Below are 23812 nucleotides of genomic sequence, written 5' to 3' on the forward strand. Positions count from 1 at the left end.
ATGCGGCCCGATCCGGCTTCCGATCCGGATCGGTCAGGGCCTCTTCGTGGCCAGGACCCCCAGGGCGCCGCTATAGGTCGGCTTGTCCCAGGAGAAGACGTCGGTGCCGCTTTCGAGCGAGCGGCAGGCGCTCCAATGGATGCGGGCATTCGGGGACTTCGCGATCACCATCTTCACGATGTCCTCCAGATGGATGCCCACATCCTTGTCTGTCGTGGTGATGTAGCGGTCGTTCGCCGTCGAGGACATCGCCAGGTTGAGGTAGCCGCCGGCCTTGCTGCTGAACAACCGGTAGTTCCGGCACGGCGAGCCCGCAGTGACGGTCTCGATCGGCGTCGGCGCGGTGCCGCCGGCCAGCACCTGATCCACCTTCTGGCCCATGGTATTGGGCAGTGGATCGCCATCGGGCACGTAGAACAGGATGGTCACCCCGGCCGGCACGGTGAAGGTCCCATCGGTCGGCCAGCGTGCGCCATGCCCGCCGCAGACATAATCGACGACGCCGAACAACGAGGCACGCAATGCGGCAATACTTCCTGACATACTTCAGCCCTTCCCGGGGCGGCATGGGATGAGGGAGCCGCCCGAGGGAACCTAAACTGTGCAGAACCCGGATGCCATGACCGTCGCCCCGACAGTGTTCCTCGCCGGGCAGGCCTCAGCGGAGACCATCCTCGCCACCATTCTCCGCGCCGCCGGCTTTGCCGCCCGCGTCCATGCCACGCACCGCCGCAAGGGTGCCGCCGCCGAGCCCTATGTGAACCATGTGCTGGAGGTGGCGGAGATCCTCGCCGCCGCCGGCGCCCCGCCCGCCGCCATCGTCGCCGGGCTGCTGCACGACACCGTCGAGGACAGTGATGCCGACCCTGTCCCGACCACCCTCGCCGACCTTGAAGCCGCCTTCGGCGCCGAGGTGTCGGACGACAAGTCGCTGCCGAAGGAGGTTCGCAAGGGGCTGCAGATCCGTCATGCCGCCCGCGCTTCGGAGGCGGCGAAGCAGGTGAAGCTGGCCGACAAGATCGCCAATCTCCGCACCATGCGGAGCAGCCCACCCATCGGCTGGGACCATGCCCGTCGCCTCGAATATGTGGGTTGGGCCGGTCGCGTCGCCGCCGGCGCCAAGGGCATCAATCCGGCCCTCGACGCGCTTTTCGACGAAACCTATCGCCATGCGGTGGCTCGCTTGGCGGAGGAAGCCTGAACAGGAGGGGTATTCGGGACGCCGGCCGGCTTGGGGGGTCTGATCCCGAGCCGCATGGAGGGGGGGAGCGGCCCGGGAATGCTCAACCGGCGTCCCGTGCTCCGAACATGGCACGTCCGACGGCCGATTGTGAGTCTCCAGTCAATGACAGTACCGATAGCTGCCCGGCGCCTGAGGCATGATCGTGGGGAGCCGGAATGGCTTGATGTACAAATTCCCTCGACAGAACAATATCTTAATAGATAGCACGATCGGCAGGCCGTGGATTCTGGTCTGGCGCAGGAATGCATGAGGCGCCATGGTGCGCGCCCTTTTGTTCCCGGGAGTTCCGAATGCCCCATCAGGCTCTCTTGGCCTTGCCCCGCCGCGCCCTGCTCGGCGGCCTGCTCGCCACCCCCATGCTGGCCAGGGCCCAACCGGCCTTCCCAGTCCGGCCGGTCTCGCTGATCATCCCCTTTCCGCCCGGCGGTACCACCGATGTCGTGCTGCGCGCCCTGGCGGAAGGCGCCTCCCGCCACCTGCCCCAGCCGATCGTCATCGACAACAAGCCAGGCGCGGCGAATACCCTCGGCGCCGCCACGGTCGCCCGTGCCAGACCGGATGGCTACCTCCTCACCCAGCTCCCCGCCTCGGCCATCCGCGTGCAGCTCCTACAGAAGCTGCCCTACGACACGTTGCGCGACTTCACCCCCATCCTCAGCGTCACCGGCTATTCCTACGTGGTCATCGCCAAGGCCGGCCGCTTCCCGAATGGCTGGACCGACTTCATCGCCGAGGCCCGCCGCCGCCCCGGCAAGCTCGCCTACGGCTCCACCGGCGCCAACGGCTCCCCGCATGTCACCATGGCGGAGCTGGCGGCTAAGGAGGGGGTGGAGCTGATCCACGCCCCCTTCCGCGGCGATGCCGACGGCTCCCAGGCGCTGCTCGGCGGGCATATCGATGTCATGGCCGGCGGTTCCGGCCTCGGCGCCCTCGCCGATGGCGGCCAGGCCACCATCCTCAATGTCTGGACGGCGGAGCGCCTCACCCGCTGGCCCACTGCGCCGACGCTGAAGGAGCTTGGCTACGACATGGCGGTGACGACGCCCTTCGGCATCGTTGCCCCGGCCGGCCTCGACCCGGCGGTGACGCGCACCCTGCATGACGCCTTCGCCGCCGCGCAGAAATCGGAGGAATTCCGCGCCATCCTCGGCCGCTACGACATGCCCGACGAGTACCGTGACAGCGCCGGCTACGCCGTCAGCCTGCGCGAGACCGTCGCGCGGGAGGAGGCGCTGATCCGTCGGCTCAACCTGACCGCCGGCTGATGGGGGAGGAGACGACGGCGCTGGAACGCGCCTGCCTCACCGCCCTGCCCGCACCACGCCAAGCCTTCGACGGGAATTTCGTGGCGAAGCTCTTCCTTGGCGGCACCGGCCGGGCCAATGCGGTGAGCTCGCTCGACCCGGCGCCCGACCCGGCGCTCGCCAGCCGCATCGCCCGGATCGAGGCGCTTTACGCCCGCCACGGCCTGGCCTGCCGCTTCCGCCTGACGCCCCTCGACCCGCCCGGGCTCGAGCCGCTGCTCGCGGCGCGCGGCTATGCCGAGGGCGAGGAAACCATCGTCCATGCCGGGCCCCTCCCTCCCCACGGGCCCGACCCCGCCGCCCGTCGCCTCGACGGCCCCGAGCCGGCCTGGATGGCGGTCGTGGCGACGGCCGAATACCAGACCGAGGCTCGCCGCGCCGAGAAGCTGGGTCTGCCGGAGCTGCTGGCTGCCCCCGGCGGCTGGTTCACGCTGCGGGAGGAGGGGGTGGAGGCCGCGTGCCTCTTCGCCGTGGCGGACGGCCCGTATTGCGGCATCTTCGACCTAGCGACGCGCCCCGAGTACCGCCGCCGCGGTCTGGGCGACCGGCTGGTCCGCGCCGCTGCCCATTGGGCGGCAGGTCTCGGCGCCACCCGCCTTTGGGCGCAGGTGGCAAGCACCAACGCCGCCTCCCTCGCCCTGCAACGTCGCGTCGGACTGGGGGAAGCCTATCGCTACCGCTACCGGATCAGGCCGCTCGGCCCACAACCGTCCTGAAGGGATGGCTTCAGGGCGCAGGTCACCGGCTCGACGACACCGATCCCGCATGGCCTGGTGTGCAGTCAGGCCCATGCGGCATCAGCGCGCCCTGAGCCGTGGTTCGGCCTTCGCCTTCTCCACCAGGACGTCGAGCACCGCCCGCACCCGCCGTGGCAGGCCGCGGCTGCCCGGCCAGACGGCATGGACGTCGCGCGGCTCCGCCCGCCAGCCCGGCAGCACGGGGACGAGCAGCCCCGCCTCCACCTCCTCCATCACCCCCCAGGGGGCCAGCAGCGCGATGCCGAGCCCGGCGCGGGCCGCCGCATGGGTGCTGTCCACGCTGTCCGCGCTGAAATGCCCGTGGGTCTCGAGCGTCACCGTCCGCCCATCCGGCCCGTCGAGGGTCAGCAGGCTGTTGGCCCGCCCGATGGTGAGGCGGCAGAATTCATGCTCCGCCAGCGCCTCCGGAGTCTGCGGCATTCCGGCCCGCTGCAGATAGGCCGGCGAGGCGAAAAGCGAGAAGTCGATCCGCCCAAGCCGGCGCACGATCAGCGACTGCTCGCGGATCGGCCCGAAGCGGACGGCGAGGTCGATGCCCTCGCCGATCAGGTCCACCGGCCGCGGATCCAGCCGCGCATCGAGCTGGATGCCAGGGTTGGCGAGCAGGAAGTCCCGCAGCCAGGGCAGCAGGACCTGGTTGAAGAAGGTCGCCACGCAGGCGATGCGCACCGGCCCGGCAAGCGAGGCCTGGGCGCCACGCACCGTCGCCTCCGCCTCGTCGAGCTGCTCGAGGATGCGAACCGCCTCGGCATGGAAGGCCTGCCCCGCCTCGGTCGCAGAGAGCCCGCGCGGCGATCGCAGCAGCAGCGGCACGCCCAGCCGTCCCTCCAGCTCGCCGATGATGCGGGAGACGCTCGGCTGGCTCATCGCCAGGTCGCGCGCTGCGCGGGTGATGTTCCCGGTTTCCACCACGCGCCGGAAGACCGAGAGCTGCTGAAGCTTGTCCATGAGCCGGAAAATTTCCTGCCGGAATCATTCCGGCAGAAATGTGAAGAGTTGCGAAAGTCTAGACCGTGAAGACCGTGCTGCCGGTCGTCTTCCTGCTCTCCAACGCCCGATGCGCATCGGCGGCATCCTTCAGGGCGAAGGTCTGGTTCACGGCGATCTTCACGCCGCCCGACTTCACCACCTCGAACAGGTCGTTCGCCGTCGCCACCAGGTCGTCGCGCTTGGCGGTGTAGGTGTTGAGCGTCGGCCGCGTGACGTAGAGCGAGCCCTTGGCCGCCAGCACGCCAAGGTCGGTCGTGACCGGGCCCGAGGCATTGCCGTAGCTGATCATCAGCCCGAAGGGGCGGAGGCAGTCGAGCGAGGTGGTGAAGGTGTCCTTGCCGACGCTGTCGTAGACCACGGGCAGCATCGCCCCGCCGGTAATCTCGCGAACCCGGGCCGGGACGTTCTCGCTGGTCAGCAGCGCATGATCGGCGCCGAGCGAGGTGATGAGCTGCGCCTTCTCCGGCGTCGAGACCACGCCGATCACCGTGGCGCCGAGATGCTTGGCCCACTGCACGAGGATGCTGCCGACGCCGCCGGCGGCCGCATGCACCAGGATGGTGTCGCCCGCCTTCACCGCATAGGTGCGCTTGACGAGGAACTGCGCGGTCATCCCTTGCAGCATCATCGCCGCGGCCTGGGTGAAGTCGATCCCTTCCGGGATCTTCACCAGGCGGTCAGCCGGGGCGCAGCGAGCCTCCGCATAGGCCCCGAGCGCGCCGGCATAGGCCACGCGGTCGCCGACCTTCAACTCGGTCACGCCATCGCCCACTGCCTCGACCACGCCGGCGCCTTCCATGCCGACCGTCACCGGCATGGAAGGCGCCTTGTAGAGGCCCGTGCGGAAATAGACGTCGATATAGTTCAGCCCCACCGCATGGTGGCGCACCAGCACCTCGCCCGGCTTCGGGTCGGGCAACGGCACTTCTTCCCATATCAGCTTTTCAGGGCCGCCGTGTTCATGGACGCGGATGGCATGGTTCATGGCAGGGTTCCTTGCGCCGCCGTCGGCTTTTGGGAGGAAGTGCGGAACAGCGGAAGCGTTGCCGCTTCCTCGCGCGAAACCCCGCGCGCTTCAAGGGCCAGGAGGAAACGCTTGGTCGCGATCCCACCCTCCCCCGAATAGCCGCCGATTCCGCCGCCGGCCGCGACGACCCGGTGACAGGGGATGATGATCGGGATGGGGTTCGCGCCGTTCGCCTGGCCGATGGCCCGAGGCGAGCCGCAGCCGATCTCGCGCGCGATGTCGATGTAGCTTCGCGTCTGGCCCGGCGGGATGCGGCACAGCGCCGCCCAGACGCTCTGGCGGAAGGTGCTGCCCTGCGGCGCCAGCGGCAGCTCGAACCGCACCCGTTTGCCGTCGAAATAGTCGTGCAACTGCGCCGCTGCCTCCCGCAGCAGCGGCGTCGGAGCCGGATTGCCGGCACCATAGGCCCGGCCCCAGTCGAGGGCCAGGATGGCGCCACCCTCCTCGAAGACTGTGATCTCGCCGAGAGGCGAATGCATGGTCAGGTACGACATGACGGGAGCATGCCACACCGCGGCCGGGGCGTCGTCAAGCGCACGGCCCTGGCCGCCGGGGGGTGCCGCCGCTACATGAGGGGAGATTGTCAGGAAGCCTGCCCCATGGCTGAACTCGCCGACCCGCCGCCCTATTTCCGCGCCCATGTCTTCGTCTGCTGCAACCGCCGGCCGGAGGGGCATCGCCGCGGCTCCTGTGCCGCCCGCGGCAGCGAGGCGCTGCGCGACTACATGAAGGTCCGCGCCAAGGAACTCGGCCTGGAGGGCGTCCGCATCAATCAGGCCGGCTGCCTCGATCGCTGTGAATTCGGCCCCGCCATGGTCATCTATCCCGAAGGTATCTGGTACCGGCCGCAGACCCGGGAGGATATCGACGAGATCCTCACCGCTCATCTCCAGGAGGGCGGCCGTGTCCCGCGCCTGATGCTGACGGAAAAGGACGTTCCTCCCCCCAAGCATGCCTGACGACGTCATCTTCGCGCTGGCCTCCGGCGCCGGCCGGGCCGCCGTGGCTGTGCTGCGCCTCTCCGGCCCTGGCACCGGCGCCGTGGTGCAAGCCCTGGCTGGCCGCCTGCCGCCGCCCCGCCACGCCTCCCTCCGCCGCCTCCGCCACAAGGGCGAGTTGCTGGATGAGGCGCTGGTTCTTTGGTTTCCCGGCCCCGCCAGCTACACCGGCGAGGACAGCGCCGAGTTCCATCTCCATGGCGGCCCTGCCGTCCTCGCCGGCGTCGCCGAGGCGCTGGTCTCTACCGGCGCCCGCCCAGCCGAACCCGGCGAGTTCACCCGCCGCGCCTTCGTCAACGGCAAGCTCGACCTGACCGCGGCCGAGGGCATTGCCGACCTCATCGCTGCTGAGACGGCCGGCCAGCGCCGCCAGGCCCTGCGCCAGGCCGGCGGTGCCCTCGCCACGCTCTATGAGGACTGGACGGCGCGCCTGACCGCCCTGCTGGCCCGCCAGGAAGCCTTCATCGAATTCGAGGAGGAGGACCTTCCCTCCGGTCTCGACGACGCCGTCGCCATTGCCGCGACGACACTGCGCACCGAGATCGCCACCCATCTCGCCGATGGCGGCCGCGGCGAGCGCCTGCGCGAGGGGCTGCACATCGCCATCCTCGGCGCCCCGAACGCCGGCAAATCCTCCTTGCTGAACGCCCTCGTCGGCCGCGAGGCCGCCATCGTCTCCGCCCGCGCCGGCACGACGCGCGACGTGGTGGAAGCCCGTCTCGACCTCGCCGGCATCCCCGTCACCCTCGCCGACACCGCCGGCCTTCGCGACGCCACCGACGAGATCGAGGCCGAGGGCATCCGCCGCGCCCGCCGCCGTGCCGAGCAAGCGGACCTCCTCCTCCTCCTCTTCGCCGCGGACCAGCCGCCGGATGCCGAAACCCTCGCTTGGCACCGACCCAATGCGCTGGTCGTCCACAGCAAGTCCGACCTCGGCCCCGTCCCGTCCGATGGCCTCCCCGTCTCCGCCCATACAGGCGAAGGCCTCCCCGCCCTCCGTGCCCGCCTCGAAGCCGAGGCCTTGTCCCGCGCCGGAACAACGGCCGAAACCCTTCTGACTCGCCCCCGCCACCGCGCCGCCTTGCAGGACGCTCTCGCCTGGCTCGACACCCTGCCCTCCGCCCCTCTCCCCGAACTCCGCGCCGAAGCCCTGCGCGCCGCCCTCCGCGCCATCGGCCGCATCACCGGCCGGGTGGGTGTCGAGGCGGTGCTCGACGTTGTCTTCGGCGAATTCTGCATCGGAAAATAAGATGGACGACGACCTCCGCGCCGCCTGGACCCGACATGCCGCTGCCCGCCAGCGCTTCCTGGAGATGGCTGCCCACGTCGTGCCGCCCGCGAAGCTGGCTGAGCAGGCCCGTCGCCTGGGGCTGCAGCTCGACCGGGAGCTCGCGCAGGTCGGTGAGGAGGAACTGGCCTATGCCATCGACCTTGCCATCTATGCAGCACCGCCCGGCCGCAGCCGTGCCATCGACCGCATCGCTCGCCAGCATGCCAGGCTGACCACCGAAGCGGCTCTTGTGCTCAACGCCCTCAGCCATGCCTGGCTGTCCATCTTCCGCGTCGAGGACAACCATCCCGATGCCGGGTTGCTGCTGGAAGACACCTTGCTCGGCGGCCAGGTCTGGGTTCTCGACGAGGGTCTGGCCGAAGCGGCCGAGCCTGGCAGCATCGTCGCTACCCGTCTTGGTCGCGTCCATGGCTATGCAATCACGACCGGCGTCCATCTGGTGCTCGACGAACCCGCCCTTGCCAGCATCCGCGAGGTTCTGGCGCGCGGCGGCCTCGCCCCCGCCGAGTTGCTGGAAGACACCCGCTTCACCGAAGGCCTCTGGCGCCGCGCCTTGGGCTTCGGCCCTGGCTGAGTTTTGCGCTATACGCCCTGAATGTTCGACACGACATGCGATGTGGCGGTGATCGGCGGCGGCCATGCCGGTTGCGAGGCCGCGGCGGCCGCCGCCCGATGCGGCGTCCAGACCCTGCTGCTGACCCACAGGCTTGAGACCATCGGCGAGATGTCCTGCAACCCGGCCATCGGTGGCATCGGGAAAGGACATCTGGTGCGCGAGATCGACGCTCTCGATGGCCTCATGGCCCGCGCCGCAGATGCCGCTGGCATCCATTTCAAGCTACTCAACCGCAGCAAGGGCCCCGCCGTCCGTGGCCCCCGCGCTCAAGCCGACCGCCGCCTGTATCGCCAGGCGATGCAGGCTCTGCTGCGCGCCACCCCCAGCCTCGAACTCCTGGCCGAGGCCGCCGAAGACCTTCTCTTTGATTCAGCCGGTCGCATCGCCGGAGTAGTGACGGCATCCGGCCGCCGCATCGGCGCCGGTGCCGTCGTCATCACCACCGGCACTTTTCTCCGTGGCGAGATCCACATCGGCGAACGCCGTATCGCCGCCGGTCGCGCCGGTGAAGCTGCCTCGATCGGCCTCGCTGAATCCCTACGCCGCCTCGGCCTGCCTCTTGGCCGGCTGAAGACCGGCACGCCCCCTCGCCTCGACGGCCGCAGCATCGACTGGGCCAGCCTAGAGGCTCAGCCCGGCGATGACCCGCCCGAGCCCCTCTCATGGCTCACTAAGCACATCGGCAACCGCCAGATCGCCTGCGCCATCACCGCGACTACGCCCGAGACCCATACGCTGATCCGCGCCAACCTGCATCGTAGCGCCGTCTACGGCGGCCGCATCTCGGGCACCGGCCCGCGCTACTGCCCTTCCATTGAGGACAAGGTGGTCCGCTTCGCCGAGCGCCAGCGCCATCAGATCTTCCTCGAGCCTGAGGGTCTGGACGACGACACCGTCTACCCCAACGGCATTTCGACGAGCCTGCCGGAGGAGGTTCAGGCTGTGCTGCTCGCCTCCATTCCCGGTCTGCAGCGCGCTCGCATCCTCCGCCCCGGCTACGCCATCGAGTACGACTTCGTCGACCCTCGTTCACTCCTGCCGACGCTGGAGCTGCGCATGAGTCCCGGCCTTTTCCTTGCCGGACAGATCAACGGTACTACAGGCTATGAAGAAGCTGCCGCCCAGGGCCTGATGGCCGGCCTCAACGCTGCATGCCGCGCTGCTGGCAGCGTGCCCGACCGCATCCTCACCCGAGGTGAGGCCTATACGGGGGTGCTGATCGACGACCTCGTGCTGCAAGGCGTGACTGAGCCCTATCGCATGCTGACGGCTCGCTCCGAATACCGGCTGGCCTTGCGCGCCGACAACGCCGGCCTCCGCTTGACCGATCATGGCCTCGCCTGGGGCTGTGTCGGTTCCGAGCGCGCGGCCCTCCACGCCCGTTTCAAACTGGAGGTGGCGGATGCCATGGCTCGCGCCCGCGAGGATGGCCGTACTCCTGCCCAATATGCCGCAGCCGGCATTGCCGTGAACCAAGATGGGCGCTGGCGCTCCACCATGGACGTGCTTGCCCTGCCCGTAGTCTCTGCCGCTGATGCCGAACGCGTCTTTCCCTGGCTCCGCGAGCTGTCTTCCAAGGTTCGCGCTGAGTTGGATGCCCAGGCTCTGTACGCTCCCTATCTGGAGCGCCAGTCAGCAGAGCTTCGCATTCTGGAGCGGGAGGAGAAGCTCTCCATTCCTGGAGCCTTGGAGTTTGCCGACATCCCTGGCCTCTCCGCTGAGATGTGCCAGCGTCTCGCTGCCTCCCGCCCTCCCACGTTGGGCAGCGCGGGCCGCATTCCTGGCATCACGCCAGCCGCCCTTGCTGCCCTCGCTGTTCATCTCCGCCGGGTGGAAGCGCGTTTCACGTGAAACAGGCTCTCCCAAGCGTTCCACGTGAAACGGAAGCGCCATTGCAGGACTATCTTGCCCTACTGCTCCGCTGGAACACCCGTATCAACCTCGTCGCCAAAGCGGAGGCCAGAACGCTCTGGGCCCGCCACATCCTCGATTCCGCCCAACTTGCCCCGCTTATTCCTGAAACGCCCGGTCCCCTAATCGATCTTGGCTCCGGCGCCGGCCTTCCAGGCCTTGTCCTGGCTTTGCTGAGCGGCCGCGAAACCCATCTCGTCGAATCCGACCGGCGGAAATGCGCCTTCTTGCAGGAAGCCGCCCGCCTTCTTGGTCTTACCAAGCTGACCATTCACCCAACCCGCATCGAAGAAACGGCTTCCCTTCCCCCTGCCGCCATTCTCACGGCCCGCGCCCTTGCACCCCTCCCTATCCTCCTCACCCATGCTCATCGCATCCTTGCCCCCGACGGCGTCGCCCTCTTTCCCAAAGGCCGGACTGCCACGGATGAATTGACGGCTGCCGCCCTGCACTGGACTATGCGCACCGAGCGGTTCCAAAGCCGCACAGACCCCGATTCCACCATCCTCCGGCTCAGTGAGATCCGCCCTGTCAGCGCCCAAGCCTGACCGCGCCACGCCGCGCGTCATCGCCTTTGCCAACCAAAAGGGTGGCGTCGGCAAAACCACCACCGCCATCAACCTGGCCACCGCGCTGGCCGCCCAAAGCCGCGTGCTGCTGATCGACCTGGATCCGCAAGGCAACGCCTCCACTGGCCTCGGCATCGACCGCAGCGCCCGCGGTGCCGGCACCTACGCGCTGATGATCGAGGACAAGCCGCTAGCCGAAGTGCTGCGCCCTACTCCCGTGCCCAACCTCTCGCTCATCCCGGCCGATGGCGACCTCGCCGGTGCCGAAGTGGAATTGGTCGCCTTCGACGACCGGGAGCGCCGCCTTCGCCATATCCTCGCCACGGCCCCCGAACTCACCCAGGGCTTCGACTACATATTCTTCGACTGCCCTCCGTCCCTGGGGCTTCTGACGCTCAACGCCCTGGTCGCCGCCCATGGCGTCCTTGTGCCCTTGCAGACGGAATTCTTTGCCCTCGAAGGCGTCAGCCAGATCACCAAGACCATCGACCGGGTCCGCCGCGCCCTGAACCCGGCTCTGGCCCTCGATGGCATCGTGCTGACCATGTATGACCGCCGCAACAACCTCTCGGAGCTGGTGGCTCAGGATGTCCGCGGCTTCTTCAAGGACAAGGTGTTCGAGACCGTGATTCCACGGAACGTCCGGATCAGCGAGGCGCCCTCGCATGGCCTGCCCGTCAGCCTGTATGACGCTCGTTCGCCCGGCGCTCAGGCCTATGCCTCCCTCGCCGCTGAATTCCGCCGCCGCGAAGGCTCCGCTGCATGAAATCCCCCCGTCTCGGCCGTGGCCTCTCTGCCCTGCTTGGGGATGCCCCCAGCCAAGCCCCTGCCGTCGGCGAGGCCCTTCGCACCCTCCCCATCGAGATGCTGGAGCCAGGCCCCTTTCAACCCCGTGGTCCGATGGAGCCTGCCGCCTTGCAGGAACTGGCGGAGAGCATGCGGGAACATGGCGTCCTTCAGCCGATTCTGGTTCGCGAGAAACCCGGCCAAGCCGGCCATTACCAGATCATTGGTGGCGAGCGCCGCTGGCGTGCGGCCCAACTTGTCCCCCTGCACGACGTCCCCGTTGTCATCCGGAACCTTGGTGACCGCGAGGCCATGGCCGCCGGCCTGGTGGAGAACCTCCAGCGCCAGGACCTCAACGCCCTGGAGGAAGCCGAAGGCTACCGCCGCCTGTTGGAGGAATTCGGCCTTACCCAAGACAAGCTCGGCCAGGCCGTCGGCAAGAGCCGCAGCCATGTCGCCAACACCCTCCGCCTGTTGGCGCTGCCCGACCGGGTACGGGAGTTGCTGCGCGACGGCGCCCTCACCGCGGGCCATGCGCGCGCCCTGCTGACGGCGCCCGACCCCATCGGCCTCGCGCTGCAGATCGTCGATCGTGGCCTCAACGTCCGTCAGGCGGAAGCTCTCGCCGCTGCCAAGCCGCGAGACCCTGCCGAGCCTCCCGCCCGTGCCGAACCCGAAGTCGCCGCCCTGGAACGCAAACTGTCGGAGCGCCTTGGCCTTCGCATCAACATCCGCAGCAGTGGCCGCGGCGGCCAGGTGACGATCGCCTACCGCGATCTCGACCAGCTCGATGGCCTGATCCGCCTCCTGCAAGGCTAGGTCAGGGTTTCCAAAGACCCTTCGCCTTCGGTGGGGTGACTGCGAGGAAGGGCGAAGCCCCTCTCAACGCCTTGCCGCCGCCTGCCTTGCCAATCCGGTGACGGCGTTCCGCGCCACCACCTCGCTCGGAATGCCGGTTGTCTTCGTCCGCCTCTCGGCTTCCAGCAGCGCCACCCCCGCCGCCTCCAGAGCCTCCGGCCGCCACAGCCGCAGCGCCCGCTCAAAGGCCGGCTTGTGGCGGAAGAAGACCGGCGGCCGCAATCCGTCCACCGCCGCCGAAGCCGCCGCTCCAGCTGCTATGGCGAGTGAGGCCAGATGCAGCCGCTGCACATGCCGCAGCGCCGCCCGTACCACCTGCACCGCATTCGCTCCCTCGGCGAAGGCCGTGGCGAGCGCGCGGTCGGCCACTGCCGTCTCCCCCGTCATGGCTGCCATCAGCGCTTCTTCCAGGTCGAGCGCGGAGCCTTCGGCAATGCAGGCCAGCACATCCTCCGGCGTCACCCGCCCGCCGGCGCCGACGAAAAGCGCCAGCTTCTCCAGCTCTCGCCGCAGCAGCATCCGGTCCTCGCCCAGACGCTGCACCATCCACTCGATAGCCGCCGGCTCGGCCGAGACGCCCAGTTCCTGCAGGATATGCCCGATGGAATTCGCTAGCTCCGCCCCCCGTTCCCGGTAGCAGGCGATCACCGCCCCCTGCGCCGAGCCCTCAGTGGCCTTGTAGAGCGCGCTGCTGGTCCGCAGCTCCGGCGCCTCCAGCACGACGAGCCCTGGTCCTGGCCCCGCCAGCGCTGCCTTGGCCGCCGCCACCGGCGCTGCGCCATCACCGATGTCACGAACACGGACGAGGCACCGTCCCCCCGTCAGCGGCGAGCTGGCGGCTTCCATGGCGAGTTGACCGGGGCTCCGCAACGCCTCCCGCCCCAACTCCACCAATCGCAGCGCATCGCCCTCGGCGACGCGCCGTACCAGCGTCTCGGCCCGCTCGCGGATCAGCCCGGGATCGTCGCCATGCAGCAGCACCACCCGGCACCCACCAGGGTCGGCGAGGAAGGCTGAAACCCGCCTTGCGTCGAGCTTCGTCATCAGCCCGTCGCCTGCTGCTCCTTCTGCCGGCGCAGCGCCATCGCCACCTGACGTGCAACCTCGTCGGAGAGGTCATCCATCAGCCGGGTCAGCGCGGCGTCGCGTGAGGTGTCAGCCGAGAAGAATTGCAGGTCCGGGATGTTGAAGGAATCGAGCGTCCGATACGGGATGCCCGAAGCTGCGATCCGCTGCGACGGCACGGCCAGGGTATTGAGGTTCCAATTGCCATTGACAGTGAAGCGGATGCGGGTCGGCGTGCCATCCTGCCGGTAGCCCAGCACTTCCACCCCAAGATCGAAGCTGACGTTGAGCAGATACCGCGCCGGCGTCCCCGGCACGGTCTCCTCCATCCGCCGTTGCAGGCTGCGCCGCAGCAGCTGCCCCGTACGCTCGTAGAGCGGCCCGATCCGCACCGCGGCCAGTTCCGCCTCGAGGTCTGCCTCGCTGCCGTCCTCGGCCGTGATCGGTCCGTAGAGCGGGCGGAAGCCGCAGGCCGAGAGGCCGAACAGCCCCCCGAGCAGACCACGCCTAGACCACGAAATTGACGACACGTCCCGGGACATGGATGCGCTTCCGGATGGGGCGGCCGGCGATGGAACGCTGCACATTCTCCTCCGCCTCAGCCAGGGAGAAGATCATAGCCTCATCGGCATCGGCGGGAACCTCGATCGTCGCCCGCAGCTTGCCGAGGACCTGCACGGCCAGCGTCAGCGTCTCCGCCTTCAGCAAGGCCGGGTCCGCCTCCAGCCAGGGCAGGTCGGCGACCATGGCATCCTCGCCCGGCCGCAGCATCGACCAGAGCTCCTCCGCCAGATGCGGCATCATCGGCCCGGAGAGCCGCACCAGCGCCTCCAGCGCCTCGCGCCGCACCGCGCCCGCCACCGCCCCGGCATCGCTCACCGTATTGGCGAATTCATGGATGCGCGCCACCGCGACGTTGAAGGCGAAGCTCTCGAGCGCCTCGGTGATGGCGGCGATGGTCCGGTGCGTCGCCTGCCGCAGCTTTCGCGCCGCGCCCTCCGCGCCCTCGACGGAGGCCCCCGCCGGCGGCAGCTCGCCGAGCGCGCCGGCCACCAGCCGGTAGACCCGTTGGGTGAAGCGATAGGCTCCCGCCACGCCGCTCTCGGTCCACTCCATGTCCCGCTCGGGCGGGTTGTCGCTGAGGATGAACCAGCGCGCCGTATCCGCCCCGTAGCGGCCGATGATGGCGCCCGGATCGACGGTGTTGCGCTTCGACTTCGACATCGCCTCGACGCGCCCGATGACGACCGGCGCATTGCCGTCCTTCATCCGCGCGGTGCGCGTGCCGTCGGCGGCCAGGGAGAACTCCACCTCCTCCGGGTAGAGCCAGCGCCCATCGGCCGACTTGTAGCTTTCATGCGTCACCATGCCCTGCGTGAAGAGCCCGGCGAAGGGCTCCTGCACCGCCAGGTGCCCGGTCTCGCGCATCCCCCGCGTGAAGAAGCGGCTGTAGAGCAGATGCAGGATCGCATGCTCGATCCCGCCGATATATTGGTCCACCGGCAGCCAGCCATCGACCGCATTCCGCACCACCGGCACTTCCGCCCGCGGCGAGCAGAAGCGCGCGAAGTACCAGCTGCTGTCGACGAAGGTGTCGAAGGTATCCGTCTCCCTGCGCGCTGCCTTGCCGCATTGCGGGCAATCGACATGCTTCCAGCTCGGGTGATGGTCGAGCGGATTGCCCGGCCGCGAGAAATCGACGTCGTCCGGCAGTCGCACCGGCAGGTCCGCTTTCGGCACCGGCACCACGCCGCAGGCCTCGCAATGGATCACCGGGATCGGGCAGCCCCAGTAGCGCTGCCGCGACACGCCCCAGTCCCGCAGCCGCCAGTTGACGACGCCCGTCCCCTGCCCCTTGGCCTCCAGCGTCTCGATGGCCCGTCGCTTGGCCGCCGGCACGTCGAGCCCGTCGAGGAAGCCGGAATTGAAGATCGTCCCGTCCCCCGTATAGGCCGCATCGCCGAGCGCGAAGCTGGCGGCGTCGGCCCCTGGCGGCAGCACCACCGGGGTGATCGCCAGCCCGTACTTGCCAGCGAATTCGAAGTCCCGCTCGTCATGCCCCGGGCAGCCGAAGATCGCCCCCGTGCCGTATTCCATAAGCACGAAATTGGCGATCCAGACGGGGAAGCTGACACCTTCAAGGAAGGGATGCGCGACGCGGAAGCCGGTATCGAAGCCCCGCTTCTCCGCCTGCTCGATCGCCGTCTCGCTCGTTCCCATCCGCCGGCACTCGGCGACGAACTCGGCCGCCGCCGGGTCCCGTGCCGCCGCGGCGGCGGCCAAGGGATGCTCCGCGGCGACTGCCAGGAAGCTCATGCCGAACAGCGTATCCGGCCGCGTGGTGAAGACCTCCACCTCGCCGATGCCCGCCTGCGGCTCGGCCAGCCGGAAGCGCACCCGCGCCCCCTCGCTGCGGCCGATCCAGTTGGCCTGCATCGTCTTCACGCGGTCGGGCCAGCGCTCCAGCCCCTGCAAGGCCTCCAGCAGCTCCGGCGCGAATTTCGTGATGCGGAAGAACCATTGGCTGAGCTGCTTCTTCTCGACCAGTGCACCGCTGCGCCAGCCGCGCCCGTCGATCACCTGCTCATTGGCGAGCACGGTCCCGTCCACCGGGTCCCAATTGACCCAGCTCTCCTTCCGCTCGACCAGCCCGGCCTGCCAGAAGTCGAGGAACACCGCCTGCTGCTGTCCGTAGTATTCGACATCGCAGGTGGCGAATTCCCGCGACCAGTCGAGCGAAAGCCCCATGCGCTTCAGCTCGGCCCGCATGTTGGCGATATTGTCGTAGGTCCACTGGCCCGGGTGGATGCCCCGCTCGCGCGCCGCATTCTCGGCCGGCAGGCCGAAGGCGTCCCAGCCCATGGGGTGCATCACCTGGTGCCCGCGCGCCCGCTTGTAGCGCGCCACCACGTCGCCCAGTGTGTAGTTCCGCACATGCCCCATATGGATCTTGCCGCTGGGGTAAGGGAACATCTCAAGGACATAGTACTTCGCCCTGTTGCCGTCCGGCACGTCCGGCACGGCGAAGCATTGCCGGCGGTTCCACTCCTCCTGCCAGCGCGGTTCGGCTGCGGCGAAGTCGTAGCGGGTATCGGTGGGGGGCGTGGTGGTGCTGGCGTCGCTCATCGGGGACCGGATGCTCATCGGACAGAGGGAATAGGCTTGCTATAGCCGTTAGGGAAGTATCTCCCCCGGAGGGAATATTTCCGCCAAGGGGAAGGTGCGCTCCTATTCGTGCCGTTGCCTCTGCGACACGGCCGGCACACCATGGAGCTCCCTTTCGCATGGACCGCTGATGCGCTTCCGCCTGCTCCTGATCCTGATGCTCGGCCTCGCGCCTGCGCTGCGCGCCGAGCCGCTCGAAGAGCAATATCGCAGCATCTTCTCTGTCGCGGCACTCGGCACGCCGGGGCCTTCGCTCGGGCTCGCCAGCAGCTTCACCCTGGTCTATCGCGGCCTGATCGGCCATGCGGCCTTCGCCGTGGCGCGCGAGGCCTCAGGCCGCTCCGCCTGGGGCTATGCCGGCAACGCAGCGCGGCCGGACCTTGCCGAAGCCGCCGCCCTCGAGAACTGCCGCCGCACCCTCGGCCCGGTCCAGGCCGAATGCCGCATCCTCGCCCGCGATGCCGGCCTCGCCAGCGGCCCCGCCCTGCCGCTGGTGCAGGGCAGCCTCGGCCCTTTCCGCTGGGCGCCGATGCTGCTCCGCCGCGGCCCGCAGGCGGCCCACGGCGTCGTCATCTGGTCGCATGGCTATGGCGGCCCGGAGCGCGACAACCGCAGCGCACCCACGCCCGGCTTCGTCTCCATCCTGAACGATGCCGGCTGGGACGTGCTCCGCTTCGACCGCAACCCGGCCGAGGATGCCCTCTACACCAGCCTCCCCCGCCTGGTGGACGGGTTGCAGGCCGTGCGCGCCGCCGGCTACCGCCATATCCTGCTCGGCGGCCAGTCACGCGGCGGCTGGCAATCCGTCATGGCGGCGAGCGCCCGGCCGGATTGGGTGGATGCGGTGATCGCCACCGCCCCCGCCGCCCATGGGGAGGTGAGCCGCGCCAACAACCTCGTCTCCGGCCTGGAGGATTTTCGCCGCCTGCTGGCCGGGCTGCCCTCAGGCGGCCCCCGCCTCGCCGTCGCCGTCTTCGATGGCGACGACTTCGACCCGGACCCGGAGGCCCGTGCCAAGCTGCTCGACGACGCCTCCCGCACCCGCCGAGCGCCCGTCCTCGCCCTCTGGCCCTCCGGCCCGCAGCCCGCCCCCATCCGCGGCCATGGCGGTGGCACCGATTGGCGCTTCACCACCCTCTACGGCGCTTGCCTGCTGACGCTGGTGGACGCCCCCGAGGCCGCCGCCCCGCGCGGCCTCCGCCGTACCCCCTGCGGCGGCGGCTGAAGGCGATCTTGCGCCAGCGGAACCTCCGCCCCTACCCTCGCCCGCATGAAATGCCCCCCCTTCGACTACCACGCGCCGCGGAGCCAGGCGGAGGCCCTCGCCTTGCTGGCCCGGCATGGGGAAGAGGGAAAGATCCTCGCCGGCGGCCAGAGCCTGGTGCCGACCATGGCCTTCCGGCTGGCCAGGCCGGCCAGCCTCATCGACATCAACCGCATCGCCGAACTGGATTACTGCCGCGCCGAGGCCGGCCGCCTCCGCATCGGGGCGCTGGCCCGCCATGCCCGCTTCGAGCGCCTGGTGGCGCCCGGCCCGACCGGCGCCCTGCTCGCCCGCGCGGCGGAGCACATCGCCCATGCGCCGATCCGCACGCGCGGCACCTTCTGCGGTAGCCTCGCCCATGCCGACCCGGCCTCCGAATGGTGCTGCATCGCGCTGGCCCTCGGCGCCGAGATGCGGGTGCTGCGCGAGGGCGGCGAGCGCCTCGTCCCCGCCGCCGACTGGTTTCAGTCCGTCTTCACCACCACCCTCGGCCACGATGAGCTGCTGGCCGAGGCGAGCCTCCCCCTGCTTGGCCCCGACTGGCGCTGCGGCTTCGCCGAGTTCAACCGCCGCGCCGGCGATTTCGCTGTGGCCATGGCAGTGACCGCCCTTCGCCTCGATGCCGCCGGCCATGTCGCCGGGGCGCGCATCGCCCTCGGCGGCGTCGCCGGCACGCCGATCCTGGCCGAAGCCGCCGCTGCGGCCCTGCTCGGCGCCCCGCCCACCTCCGACCGCCTCCGCGCCGCTGCCGCCCTCGCCGCCGAGGGCTTCGAGCCGACCGAGGATGCCCAGGTGCCCGCCGACTATCGCCGCGACCTGGTCCGCGCCATGACCCGCCGCGCCCTGGAAGGCTCGCTCGCCACATGAACTGGACCGGCCGCCGCCTCCCCCGTACCGAGGACCCCGCCCTGCTCCGCGGCGAAGGCGCCTTCACCGCCGACCTCGCCGCCGGGGCCCGCGCCGTGCGCTTCCTCCGCAGCCCCTTCGCCGCCGGCCGCATCCTGTCGATCACAGCGCCCGACCTGCCGCCCGGCGCCCTGTTGGTGACGGGCGCCGATCTGGAGGGCGTCGGCACCATCCGGCCGGAGCTTTTCCGCTTCAACTACCGCGCCATCGCCCAGCCCGTGCTGCCGCGCGAGCGCGTCCACTTCGTCGGCCAGCCCGTCGCCGCCGTGGTCGCCGCCACGCCGGAAGAGGCCGAGGACATCGCAGAGGCCATCCTGCTCGAGATCGAGCCGGAGGAGCCCGTCGTCACCATCGACGACGCGCTACGCCCCGGCGCCCCCATCCTGCACGCGGAGGCCCCCGGCAACACCGTGGTGGACGGCACCATCCGCCACCCGGACTGCCAGGCCGCCTTCGCCCGCGCCGACCGCATCGTCGAGTTCAGCCTCCGCTCCGGCCGCCAGAACGCGACGCCGATGGAGGCGCGCGCCGGCCTCGCCGCCTATGACCGCGCCACCGGCCGCATCCGCCTCACCGCCTCCTGCCAGATGCCGCACATGCTCCGCACCGGCATCGCCACCCTGCTGGGCATGGCCGAGGCCGACCTCCAGGTCGTCGCCCCCGATGTGGGCGGCGGCTTCGGCCAGAAGATGGCGCTCTTCCCCGAATACCCGCTGCTGGTCTGGCTGGCCCGCCGCCATCGCGGCAGCTTCTGCTGGATCGAGGACCGCAACGAGAACCTGATCGCCTCCGCACATAGCCGCGAGCAGCGCCACCACCTGCGCGCCGCCTTCGCCGCCGACGGCACGCTGCTGGGGCTGGAGGCCGACATCCTCGCCAATACCGGCGCCTTCTCCTGCTACCCGACCACCTGCGGCGTGGAGCCGCTGATGGCGCTGGCCGAGTATCCCGGCCCCTACCGCCTTCCCACCTACGCCGCCCGCGCCCGCGCCCTGGCGACCCATACCTGCCCCGCCGCCCCCTATCGCGGCGTCTCCCGCCCCGTCGTCACCTTCGGGCTGGAGCGGCTGATGGACCGCGCCGCCGCCGCGCTCGGCATCGACCCGGTCGAGCTCCGCCGCCGCAACCTCGTCACCGAATTCCCGCATGTGACGCCGACCGGCCTGACCCTCGACCAGGCCTCCTATGTCGAGGCGCTGGACCGCGCGGCGGAGGCCGCTGACATCCCCGGCTTCCGCGCCCGCCAGGCCGCCGCCCGGCGCGATGGCCGCTATCTCGGCCTCGGCCTCGCCGTCTTCAACGAGCGCACCGGCTATGGCACCCCGGCCTTCGCCGCCCGCGGGATGGGCATCGTCCCCGGCTATGAGGTGGTCGACATCGCCATGACCCCGGCCGGGGATGTGGAGGTCCGCATCGGCGCCTCGCCCCATGGCCAGGGCCTCCGCACCACCCTCGCCCAGCTCGCCGCCGACCGCCTCGGCCTCGACCCGTCGCGCATCCGCGTCATCCATGGCGATACCGACCGCACGCCTTATGGCTGGGGCAGCTTCGCCAGCCGCGGCGCCGTCATCGCCGGCGGCGCCACCCAGCTCGCCGCCGACAAGCTCGCCACCCGCCTGCGCCGCGCCGCCGCCCGCCTGCTCCAGGCCGAGCCCGAGGCCGTCACGCTGCGCGACGGTGCCGCCTGGGCCGGCGAGGCTTCCATCCCGCTCACCGAGATCGCCCGCCGCGTCCACCAACGCTCCGAGCAGCTCTCCGACCTCGACGGCTTCAACCTCGCCGAGACCGCGCAATACGACCCGGGCGGGACCTTCTCCAACGCCTGCCATGTCGCGGAGGTGGAGGTCGATGCCGAGACCGGCCATGTCCGCGTCCTGCGCTTCCTCGTCGTCGAGGATGCCGGCCGGCTACTGAACCCGCTGATCGCCGATGGCCAGGTGCACGGCGGCGTCGCCCAGGGCATCGCCAATGCCCTGCTGGAGGAGGTGCTCTACGCCGCGGATGGCAACCCGCTCACCGGCAGCCTCGCCGACTACCTGCCCCCGAGCGCCGCCGAGATCCCGCTGATCGAGATCATCCACATGGAAACCGAAAGCCCCGAGACGCTGACCGGCGCCAAGGGCCTGGGCGAAGGCGGCGCCATCGGGGCCCCCGCCGCCATCGCCAATGCCATCAGCGATGCACTCGCGCCCTTCGGCGTCGACATTGCCGAACTCCCCGCGACTCCCGCCCGCATCCGTGCCCTGATCCGGAACGCCCGATGAGCAAGACGCCGATCCGCCTCACCGTGAACGGCCTGCCGCACGAGGTCGCCGTCGAGCCCCGCCGTACCCTGGCCGACGCGCTCCGCGACGACTGCGGCCTGACCGGCACCCATCTCGGCTGCGAGCACGGCGTCTGCGGCGCCTGCACCGTGCTGCTCGATGGCGAGGCTGTGCGCGCCTGCCTGCATTTCGCCGTCCAGGCCGACAGCCGCGCCATCCGCACTGTCGAGGGCCTCGCCGCCCCGGACGGCACCCTCAACCCGCTCCAGCGTGCCTTCTGGGAAAATCATGGCCTGCAGTGCGGCTTCTGCACGCCCGGCTTCCTGATGCTCGCTACCTGGATGCTTGAGCAGCCAGGGCCGGTGGACGAGGCCCGGCTGCGCCACGTCCTCTCCTCCAACCTCTGCCGCTGTACGGGGTATCAGAACATCCTGACGGCCGTCCGTGCGGCAGCGCAGGAGCTGGGAAAGTGGGCGGAAACGGCGCCCGCCTGACGTTCCGCGGCTAGCGCGAGGCCGACTGGCTCCGCAGTTCCCGCGCCCGCGCCAACACCTTGTCCTCGAGGTCGGAATTGGTCGAGCCCGAGACCGGGCTGTCTACCCACTGCCCATGGTCGAGCGTCTGCCGGAACACCTGCACCCGCACACCATCCGAGCGAAGCTGCCGCCCGAGCACATAGGCCTGCGCCCGGAACCGCTCGCCATTCGCGGAGGGCGGCGAATACCAGTCGGTGATGATCGTGCCGCCGAAGGGATCGGCCGAGGCCAGCGGCATGAAGGAGAGCGTATCCAGCGTCGCGCGCCAGAGATAGGCGTTCACGCTGAGCCCGCTGCCACCGCCATTGGCCGCCGCTTCGCGCGCCTCGCGGTCCTTGTCCACGCCGAAGACGACGATGCCGGCAGTCGCCCCCTGCGGCCGGTTCCGCGCCCGGCCTTGGCGCCAATCGCCATACTCGTCATTCCCAACCAAGCGCTGGTTATCGCCGCCGCAGGCAGCGAGCAGGGAAAGGGCGGCGACGAAAGCAAGAAGGGCTGGTTTCATGATGCGCGCACACTAGATGCGCCGCCCGGGCAATCAAGCATCAATTGTGTCGAGAAACAAAAAGGGACGGCAGGTTGCCCTGCCGCCCCCTTTGTCCTGGTCCCGAAGGATCAGAAGGCCAGACGGGTGCCCAGGATGAACACCTTCGCGGTGTTGCGGTCCTGCACGCCCGGGTTGGACGGATCGAGGTCGCGGCCACGCTCCGCCACCGTGTAGCTGCTGTACTCGGCCACGATGTCGAGGCCCGGGGCGAGGCGGTAGTTGGCGCCGATGCCGTAGCCGAGGCGGCGCATCAGCGCCGCGCCGGCGGGGTTCGGGGTCGCCTGCAGCACGCCGGCAGCGTTGTAGCCGAAGTTGGTGCGGGTCGCGCCTTCGACGGTCTGGATCAGATAGTTGCCGCCGATGGTGAACGGCCCGACCGTGTAGCTGGCGCCGGCGAAGAACTGATCCATGGGCCGGTCGCCCTTGAGCAGATTGCCCCAGAAGAAGTTCGAGGCGCCGTGCTCATACTGCGCACCGACCGTCAGGCCGTAGGCCGAAGCCTGCGCACCCACCTGCCAGACGCCGAGCGGCTGGAAGACCGCGCGCTGCACGTTGAGCGGGCTGAGCTCCTTTGCCGCGCCCGAGCCGACATAGCCGCCGGTGACGGACAGGCCGACGCCGGCCAGGCTGCCGCGCCAGCGCAGCGCGCCCTGGTACTCGTTGCGGCGAACCGACATGTTCGGGCCGGCCGCGGCGACGCCGAAGTTGGCGGCGCCGGTGAAGGCGTAGGAGCTGTCGCACCAGCCGCTGGACTGGTTGGTGGAGCAGCCCGTGTCCTCGCCTTCGTTGTAGTTGAAGGCGAAGCTGCCGCCGAAGTCGAAGCCGAAGAACTGCGGCGACAGGTAGATGATCTTGGTGTTGTCGCCGAGCGAGCCCGGGGAGGTGGTCGTGCGCACATTGGCCTGGCGGGACACGAAGGACTCGCGGTCGCCGTAGATACCGCCGGTGCCGAAGTTGGTGATCACACCCGAGTTCATCAGGCCGCCGACCGGGCCGTCCTCGTCACCGAAGCGGATCTGGCCCCACATCGGCGAGGCGACGAAGGCGTACATCTCGTCGATGCTCGCCGTCGTCTTGCCGGTGCTGGCACGCTGCTGGACGATGTTGCGGCCTTCCTGCTGGTTGAAGGCGATCTCGATCACCGCACCGTAGGACAGGCCGTTGGCCGTCTTGCCGTTAACGAAGACATGGACCTCGGCATCGGTGCTGAAGTCGTTCTTCGACAGGCGGCCGACGTGACCAGGGTTGCCGCCGACGTTCGTCTCCGTCGTCGGAACACCGCCAACGATCGACTGCTGCAGATTTCCGGTCGCCGGGGACGTATTGTTGGCCAAGCCGGACGGCGTGGTGCTGTTGCGGCCGCTCTGCTGCGTGTTGCCGTAGTAAGCCCGGAAGAAGCCGCCGATGCGGACGGTCGGGGCTTCCTGTGCCTCGGCAACAGCCGGTGCCAGGAGCGCCGCGCCGACCACCGCGGTCGTGCCCAGCAGTATCTTGCGCATTCTAAACCTCCTCAGTCGCCGGGCTGGCCGGCTGTTCCCTGTCTGACCCACCCGCCCCCCCTCGGCTTGCGCCGCTTTTGGCAGGTGCCATACCCAAACCCGACCAACGCCGGTTGACGGACATGACCGGGTCCGCACCGGACTATGGTCCAGCGCAATAAAGGGCGGCAACCGGCGACACAGCGTTACCGCGACTTAGCTGAGACACTGTGGCC

Annotated in this window: 23 protein-coding genes; 14 read left to right on the top strand and 9 right to left on the bottom strand. The window is 69.7% G+C overall.

The genetic code is table 11. The annotated features are described in order from the left end of the window. Positions 1-33: 33 nt before the first annotated feature. Positions 34-510: a putative adhesin gene (locus JMJ56_RS08340; RefSeq protein WP_202831162.1), complete on the bottom strand. Its 477-nt coding sequence runs from the start codon at positions 508-510 to the stop codon at positions 34-36. 91 nt (positions 511-601) lie between these two features. On the opposite strand from JMJ56_RS08340, the gene JMJ56_RS08345 reads away from it, so the two are divergent. The 3 genes from JMJ56_RS08345 (at position 602) to JMJ56_RS08355 (ending at position 3263) form a co-directional block, all read left to right on the top strand. Further along, positions 602-1201 (top strand): HD domain-containing protein, encoded by a 600-nt coding sequence (locus JMJ56_RS08345; RefSeq protein ID WP_202831163.1) that lies wholly within the window; start codon positions 602-604, stop codon positions 1199-1201. Positions 1202-1533: 332 nt separating this feature from the next. After that, positions 1534-2508, top strand: a complete 975-nt coding sequence (locus JMJ56_RS08350; protein WP_202831164.1) for a tripartite tricarboxylate transporter substrate binding protein — start codon at positions 1534-1536, stop codon at positions 2506-2508. Further along, the gene (locus JMJ56_RS08355) at positions 2508-3263 is read left to right on the top strand and encodes a GNAT family N-acetyltransferase (protein ID WP_202831165.1); all 756 of its coding nucleotides are present in this window, start codon (positions 2508-2510) and stop codon (positions 3261-3263) included. Before JMJ56_RS08350 ends, JMJ56_RS08355 begins: the two co-directional genes overlap by 1 nt. An 81-nt stretch (positions 3264-3344) precedes the next feature. Here the strand turns inward: JMJ56_RS08355 and JMJ56_RS08360 are convergent, their stop codons facing one another. The 3 genes from JMJ56_RS08360 to JMJ56_RS08370 are packed head-to-tail and all read right to left on the bottom strand — an operon-like array spanning position 3345 to position 5816. Next, the gene (locus JMJ56_RS08360) at positions 3345-4253 is read right to left on the bottom strand and encodes a LysR family transcriptional regulator (protein WP_202831166.1); all 909 of its coding nucleotides are present in this window, start codon (positions 4251-4253) and stop codon (positions 3345-3347) included. A 58-nt stretch (positions 4254-4311) separates the two neighbouring features. Continuing rightward, positions 4312-5280 (bottom strand): quinone oxidoreductase family protein, encoded by a 969-nt coding sequence (locus JMJ56_RS08365; RefSeq protein WP_202831167.1) that lies wholly within the window; start codon positions 5278-5280, stop codon positions 4312-4314. After that, on the bottom strand, positions 5277-5816 hold the full coding sequence (locus tag JMJ56_RS08370; RefSeq protein ID WP_202831168.1) for a methylated-DNA--[protein]-cysteine S-methyltransferase: 540 nt from the start codon (positions 5814-5816) through the stop codon (positions 5277-5279). Before JMJ56_RS08370 ends, JMJ56_RS08365 begins: the two co-directional genes overlap by 4 nt. Positions 5817-5921: 105 nt before the next feature. Between JMJ56_RS08370 and JMJ56_RS08375 the strand changes: the two genes are divergently transcribed. From JMJ56_RS08375 to JMJ56_RS08405, 7 genes are read left to right on the top strand one after another with little or no spacing between them, the layout of a single operon-like run. After that, positions 5922-6281, top strand: a complete 360-nt coding sequence (locus JMJ56_RS08375; protein ID WP_202831169.1) for a (2Fe-2S) ferredoxin domain-containing protein — start codon at positions 5922-5924, stop codon at positions 6279-6281. Beyond that, the gene (mnmE, locus tag JMJ56_RS08380; protein WP_202831170.1) at positions 6274-7569 is read left to right on the top strand and encodes a tRNA uridine-5-carboxymethylaminomethyl(34) synthesis GTPase MnmE; all 1296 of its coding nucleotides are present in this window, start codon (positions 6274-6276) and stop codon (positions 7567-7569) included. The genes JMJ56_RS08375 and mnmE overlap by 8 nt, the downstream gene beginning before the upstream one ends. Before the next feature lies 1 nt (position 7570). After that, positions 7571-8185 (top strand): hypothetical protein, encoded by a 615-nt coding sequence (locus tag JMJ56_RS08385; RefSeq protein ID WP_202831171.1) that lies wholly within the window; start codon positions 7571-7573, stop codon positions 8183-8185. A gap of 21 nt (positions 8186-8206) precedes the next feature. Beyond that, positions 8207-10078 carry a tRNA uridine-5-carboxymethylaminomethyl(34) synthesis enzyme MnmG gene (mnmG, locus tag JMJ56_RS08390; protein WP_202831172.1) on the top strand — a complete coding sequence of 624 codons (1872 nt, stop codon included), beginning with the start codon at positions 8207-8209 and terminating at the stop codon, positions 10076-10078. A 41-nt stretch (positions 10079-10119) separates the two neighbouring features. After that, positions 10120-10686: a 16S rRNA (guanine(527)-N(7))-methyltransferase RsmG gene (gene rsmG, locus JMJ56_RS08395; RefSeq protein WP_236037561.1), complete on the top strand. Its 567-nt coding sequence runs from the start codon at positions 10120-10122 to the stop codon at positions 10684-10686. Further along, positions 10655-11473 carry a ParA family protein gene (locus JMJ56_RS08400; protein WP_328702315.1) on the top strand — a complete coding sequence of 273 codons (819 nt, stop codon included), beginning with the start codon at positions 10655-10657 and terminating at the stop codon, positions 11471-11473. The genes rsmG and JMJ56_RS08400 overlap by 32 nt, the downstream gene beginning before the upstream one ends. Continuing rightward, positions 11470-12312 (top strand): ParB/RepB/Spo0J family partition protein, encoded by an 843-nt coding sequence (locus JMJ56_RS08405; RefSeq protein WP_202831174.1) that lies wholly within the window; start codon positions 11470-11472, stop codon positions 12310-12312. Before JMJ56_RS08400 ends, JMJ56_RS08405 begins: the two co-directional genes overlap by 4 nt. Positions 12313-12375: 63 nt before the next feature. Here JMJ56_RS08405 and holA read toward each other — a convergent pair whose 3' ends face one another. The 3 genes from holA to leuS are packed head-to-tail and all read right to left on the bottom strand — an operon-like array spanning position 12376 to position 16542. After that, complete coding sequence (gene holA, locus JMJ56_RS08410; RefSeq protein ID WP_202831175.1) at positions 12376-13395, bottom strand: DNA polymerase III subunit delta; 1020 nt, start codon at positions 13393-13395, stop codon at positions 12376-12378. Next, complete coding sequence (lptE, locus tag JMJ56_RS08415) at positions 13395-13958, bottom strand: LPS assembly lipoprotein LptE (RefSeq protein ID WP_202831176.1); 564 nt, start codon at positions 13956-13958, stop codon at positions 13395-13397. The genes holA and lptE overlap by 1 nt, the downstream gene beginning before the upstream one ends. Then, positions 13924-16542 carry a leucine--tRNA ligase gene (leuS, locus tag JMJ56_RS08420; protein WP_202831177.1) on the bottom strand — a complete coding sequence of 873 codons (2619 nt, stop codon included), beginning with the start codon at positions 16540-16542 and terminating at the stop codon, positions 13924-13926. Before leuS ends, lptE begins: the two co-directional genes overlap by 35 nt. Positions 16543-16711: 169 nt before the next feature. Between leuS and JMJ56_RS08425 the strand changes: the two genes are divergently transcribed. From JMJ56_RS08425 to JMJ56_RS08440, 4 genes are read left to right on the top strand one after another with little or no spacing between them, the layout of a single operon-like run. Then, positions 16712-17806, top strand: a complete 1095-nt coding sequence (locus JMJ56_RS08425) for an alpha/beta hydrolase (RefSeq protein ID WP_202831178.1) — start codon at positions 16712-16714, stop codon at positions 17804-17806. Positions 17807-17851: 45 nt separating this feature from the next. Next, complete coding sequence (locus JMJ56_RS08430) at positions 17852-18712, top strand: FAD binding domain-containing protein (RefSeq protein WP_202831179.1); 861 nt, start codon at positions 17852-17854, stop codon at positions 18710-18712. Then, positions 18709-21015: a xanthine dehydrogenase family protein molybdopterin-binding subunit gene (locus tag JMJ56_RS08435; protein WP_202831180.1), complete on the top strand. Its 2307-nt coding sequence runs from the start codon at positions 18709-18711 to the stop codon at positions 21013-21015. The genes JMJ56_RS08430 and JMJ56_RS08435 overlap by 4 nt, the downstream gene beginning before the upstream one ends. Continuing rightward, a complete protein-coding gene (locus JMJ56_RS08440; protein ID WP_202831181.1) occupies positions 21012-21509 on the top strand; it encodes a (2Fe-2S)-binding protein in 498 nt (165 codons plus the stop codon). Before JMJ56_RS08435 ends, JMJ56_RS08440 begins: the two co-directional genes overlap by 4 nt. A 10-nt stretch (positions 21510-21519) precedes the next feature. Here JMJ56_RS08440 and JMJ56_RS08445 read toward each other — a convergent pair whose 3' ends face one another. Both JMJ56_RS08445 and JMJ56_RS08450 read right to left on the bottom strand, forming a co-directional pair. Continuing rightward, positions 21520-22056, bottom strand: coding sequence for a DUF3576 domain-containing protein (locus JMJ56_RS08445; protein ID WP_202831182.1), 537 nt, complete (start codon positions 22054-22056; stop codon positions 21520-21522). A gap of 110 nt (positions 22057-22166) precedes the next feature. Next, positions 22167-23597, bottom strand: a complete 1431-nt coding sequence (locus tag JMJ56_RS08450) for a porin (RefSeq protein WP_202831183.1) — start codon at positions 23595-23597, stop codon at positions 22167-22169. Between the last annotated feature and the right edge of the window lie 215 nt (positions 23598-23812).

Origin of the sequence: Belnapia arida, from assembly GCF_016773205.1 — a bacterium.
Classification (GTDB): Bacteria; Pseudomonadota; Alphaproteobacteria; order Acetobacterales; family Acetobacteraceae; genus Belnapia; species Belnapia arida.

Bases quoted from the DNA above. Each gene is read 5' to 3' on its own strand.
- JMJ56_RS08350 (WP_202831164.1), top strand. From the start codon at position 1,534: ATGCCCCATCAGGCTCTCTTGGCCTTGCCCCGCCGCGCCCTGCTCGGC.
- JMJ56_RS08355 (WP_202831165.1), top strand. From the start codon at position 2,508: ATGGGGGAGGAGACGACGGCGCTGGAACGCGCCTGCCTCACCGCCCTG.
- JMJ56_RS08360 (WP_202831166.1), bottom strand. From the start codon at position 4,253: ATGGACAAGCTTCAGCAGCTCTCGGTCTTCCGGCGCGTGGTGGAAACC.
- JMJ56_RS08365 (WP_202831167.1), bottom strand. From the start codon at position 5,280: ATGAACCATGCCATCCGCGTCCATGAACACGGCGGCCCTGAAAAGCTG.
- JMJ56_RS08370 (WP_202831168.1), bottom strand. From the start codon at position 5,816: ATGTCGTACCTGACCATGCATTCGCCTCTCGGCGAGATCACAGTCTTC.
- JMJ56_RS08375 (WP_202831169.1), top strand. From the start codon at position 5,922: ATGGCTGAACTCGCCGACCCGCCGCCCTATTTCCGCGCCCATGTCTTC.
- mnmE (WP_202831170.1), top strand. From the start codon at position 6,274: ATGCCTGACGACGTCATCTTCGCGCTGGCCTCCGGCGCCGGCCGGGCC.
- JMJ56_RS08385 (WP_202831171.1), top strand. From the start codon at position 7,571: ATGGACGACGACCTCCGCGCCGCCTGGACCCGACATGCCGCTGCCCGC.
- mnmG (WP_202831172.1), top strand. From the start codon at position 8,207: ATGTTCGACACGACATGCGATGTGGCGGTGATCGGCGGCGGCCATGCC.
- JMJ56_RS08405 (WP_202831174.1), top strand. From the start codon at position 11,470: ATGAAATCCCCCCGTCTCGGCCGTGGCCTCTCTGCCCTGCTTGGGGAT.
- holA (WP_202831175.1), bottom strand. From the start codon at position 13,395: ATGACGAAGCTCGACGCAAGGCGGGTTTCAGCCTTCCTCGCCGACCCT.
- lptE (WP_202831176.1), bottom strand. From the start codon at position 13,958: ATGTCCCGGGACGTGTCGTCAATTTCGTGGTCTAGGCGTGGTCTGCTC.
- leuS (WP_202831177.1), bottom strand. From the start codon at position 16,542: ATGAGCGACGCCAGCACCACCACGCCCCCCACCGATACCCGCTACGAC.
- JMJ56_RS08425 (WP_202831178.1), top strand. From the start codon at position 16,712: ATGCGCTTCCGCCTGCTCCTGATCCTGATGCTCGGCCTCGCGCCTGCG.
- JMJ56_RS08430 (WP_202831179.1), top strand. From the start codon at position 17,852: ATGAAATGCCCCCCCTTCGACTACCACGCGCCGCGGAGCCAGGCGGAG.
- JMJ56_RS08435 (WP_202831180.1), top strand. From the start codon at position 18,709: ATGAACTGGACCGGCCGCCGCCTCCCCCGTACCGAGGACCCCGCCCTG.
- JMJ56_RS08440 (WP_202831181.1), top strand. From the start codon at position 21,012: ATGAGCAAGACGCCGATCCGCCTCACCGTGAACGGCCTGCCGCACGAG.
- JMJ56_RS08445 (WP_202831182.1), bottom strand. From the start codon at position 22,056: ATGAAACCAGCCCTTCTTGCTTTCGTCGCCGCCCTTTCCCTGCTCGCT.
- JMJ56_RS08450 (WP_202831183.1), bottom strand. From the start codon at position 23,597: ATGCGCAAGATACTGCTGGGCACGACCGCGGTGGTCGGCGCGGCGCTC.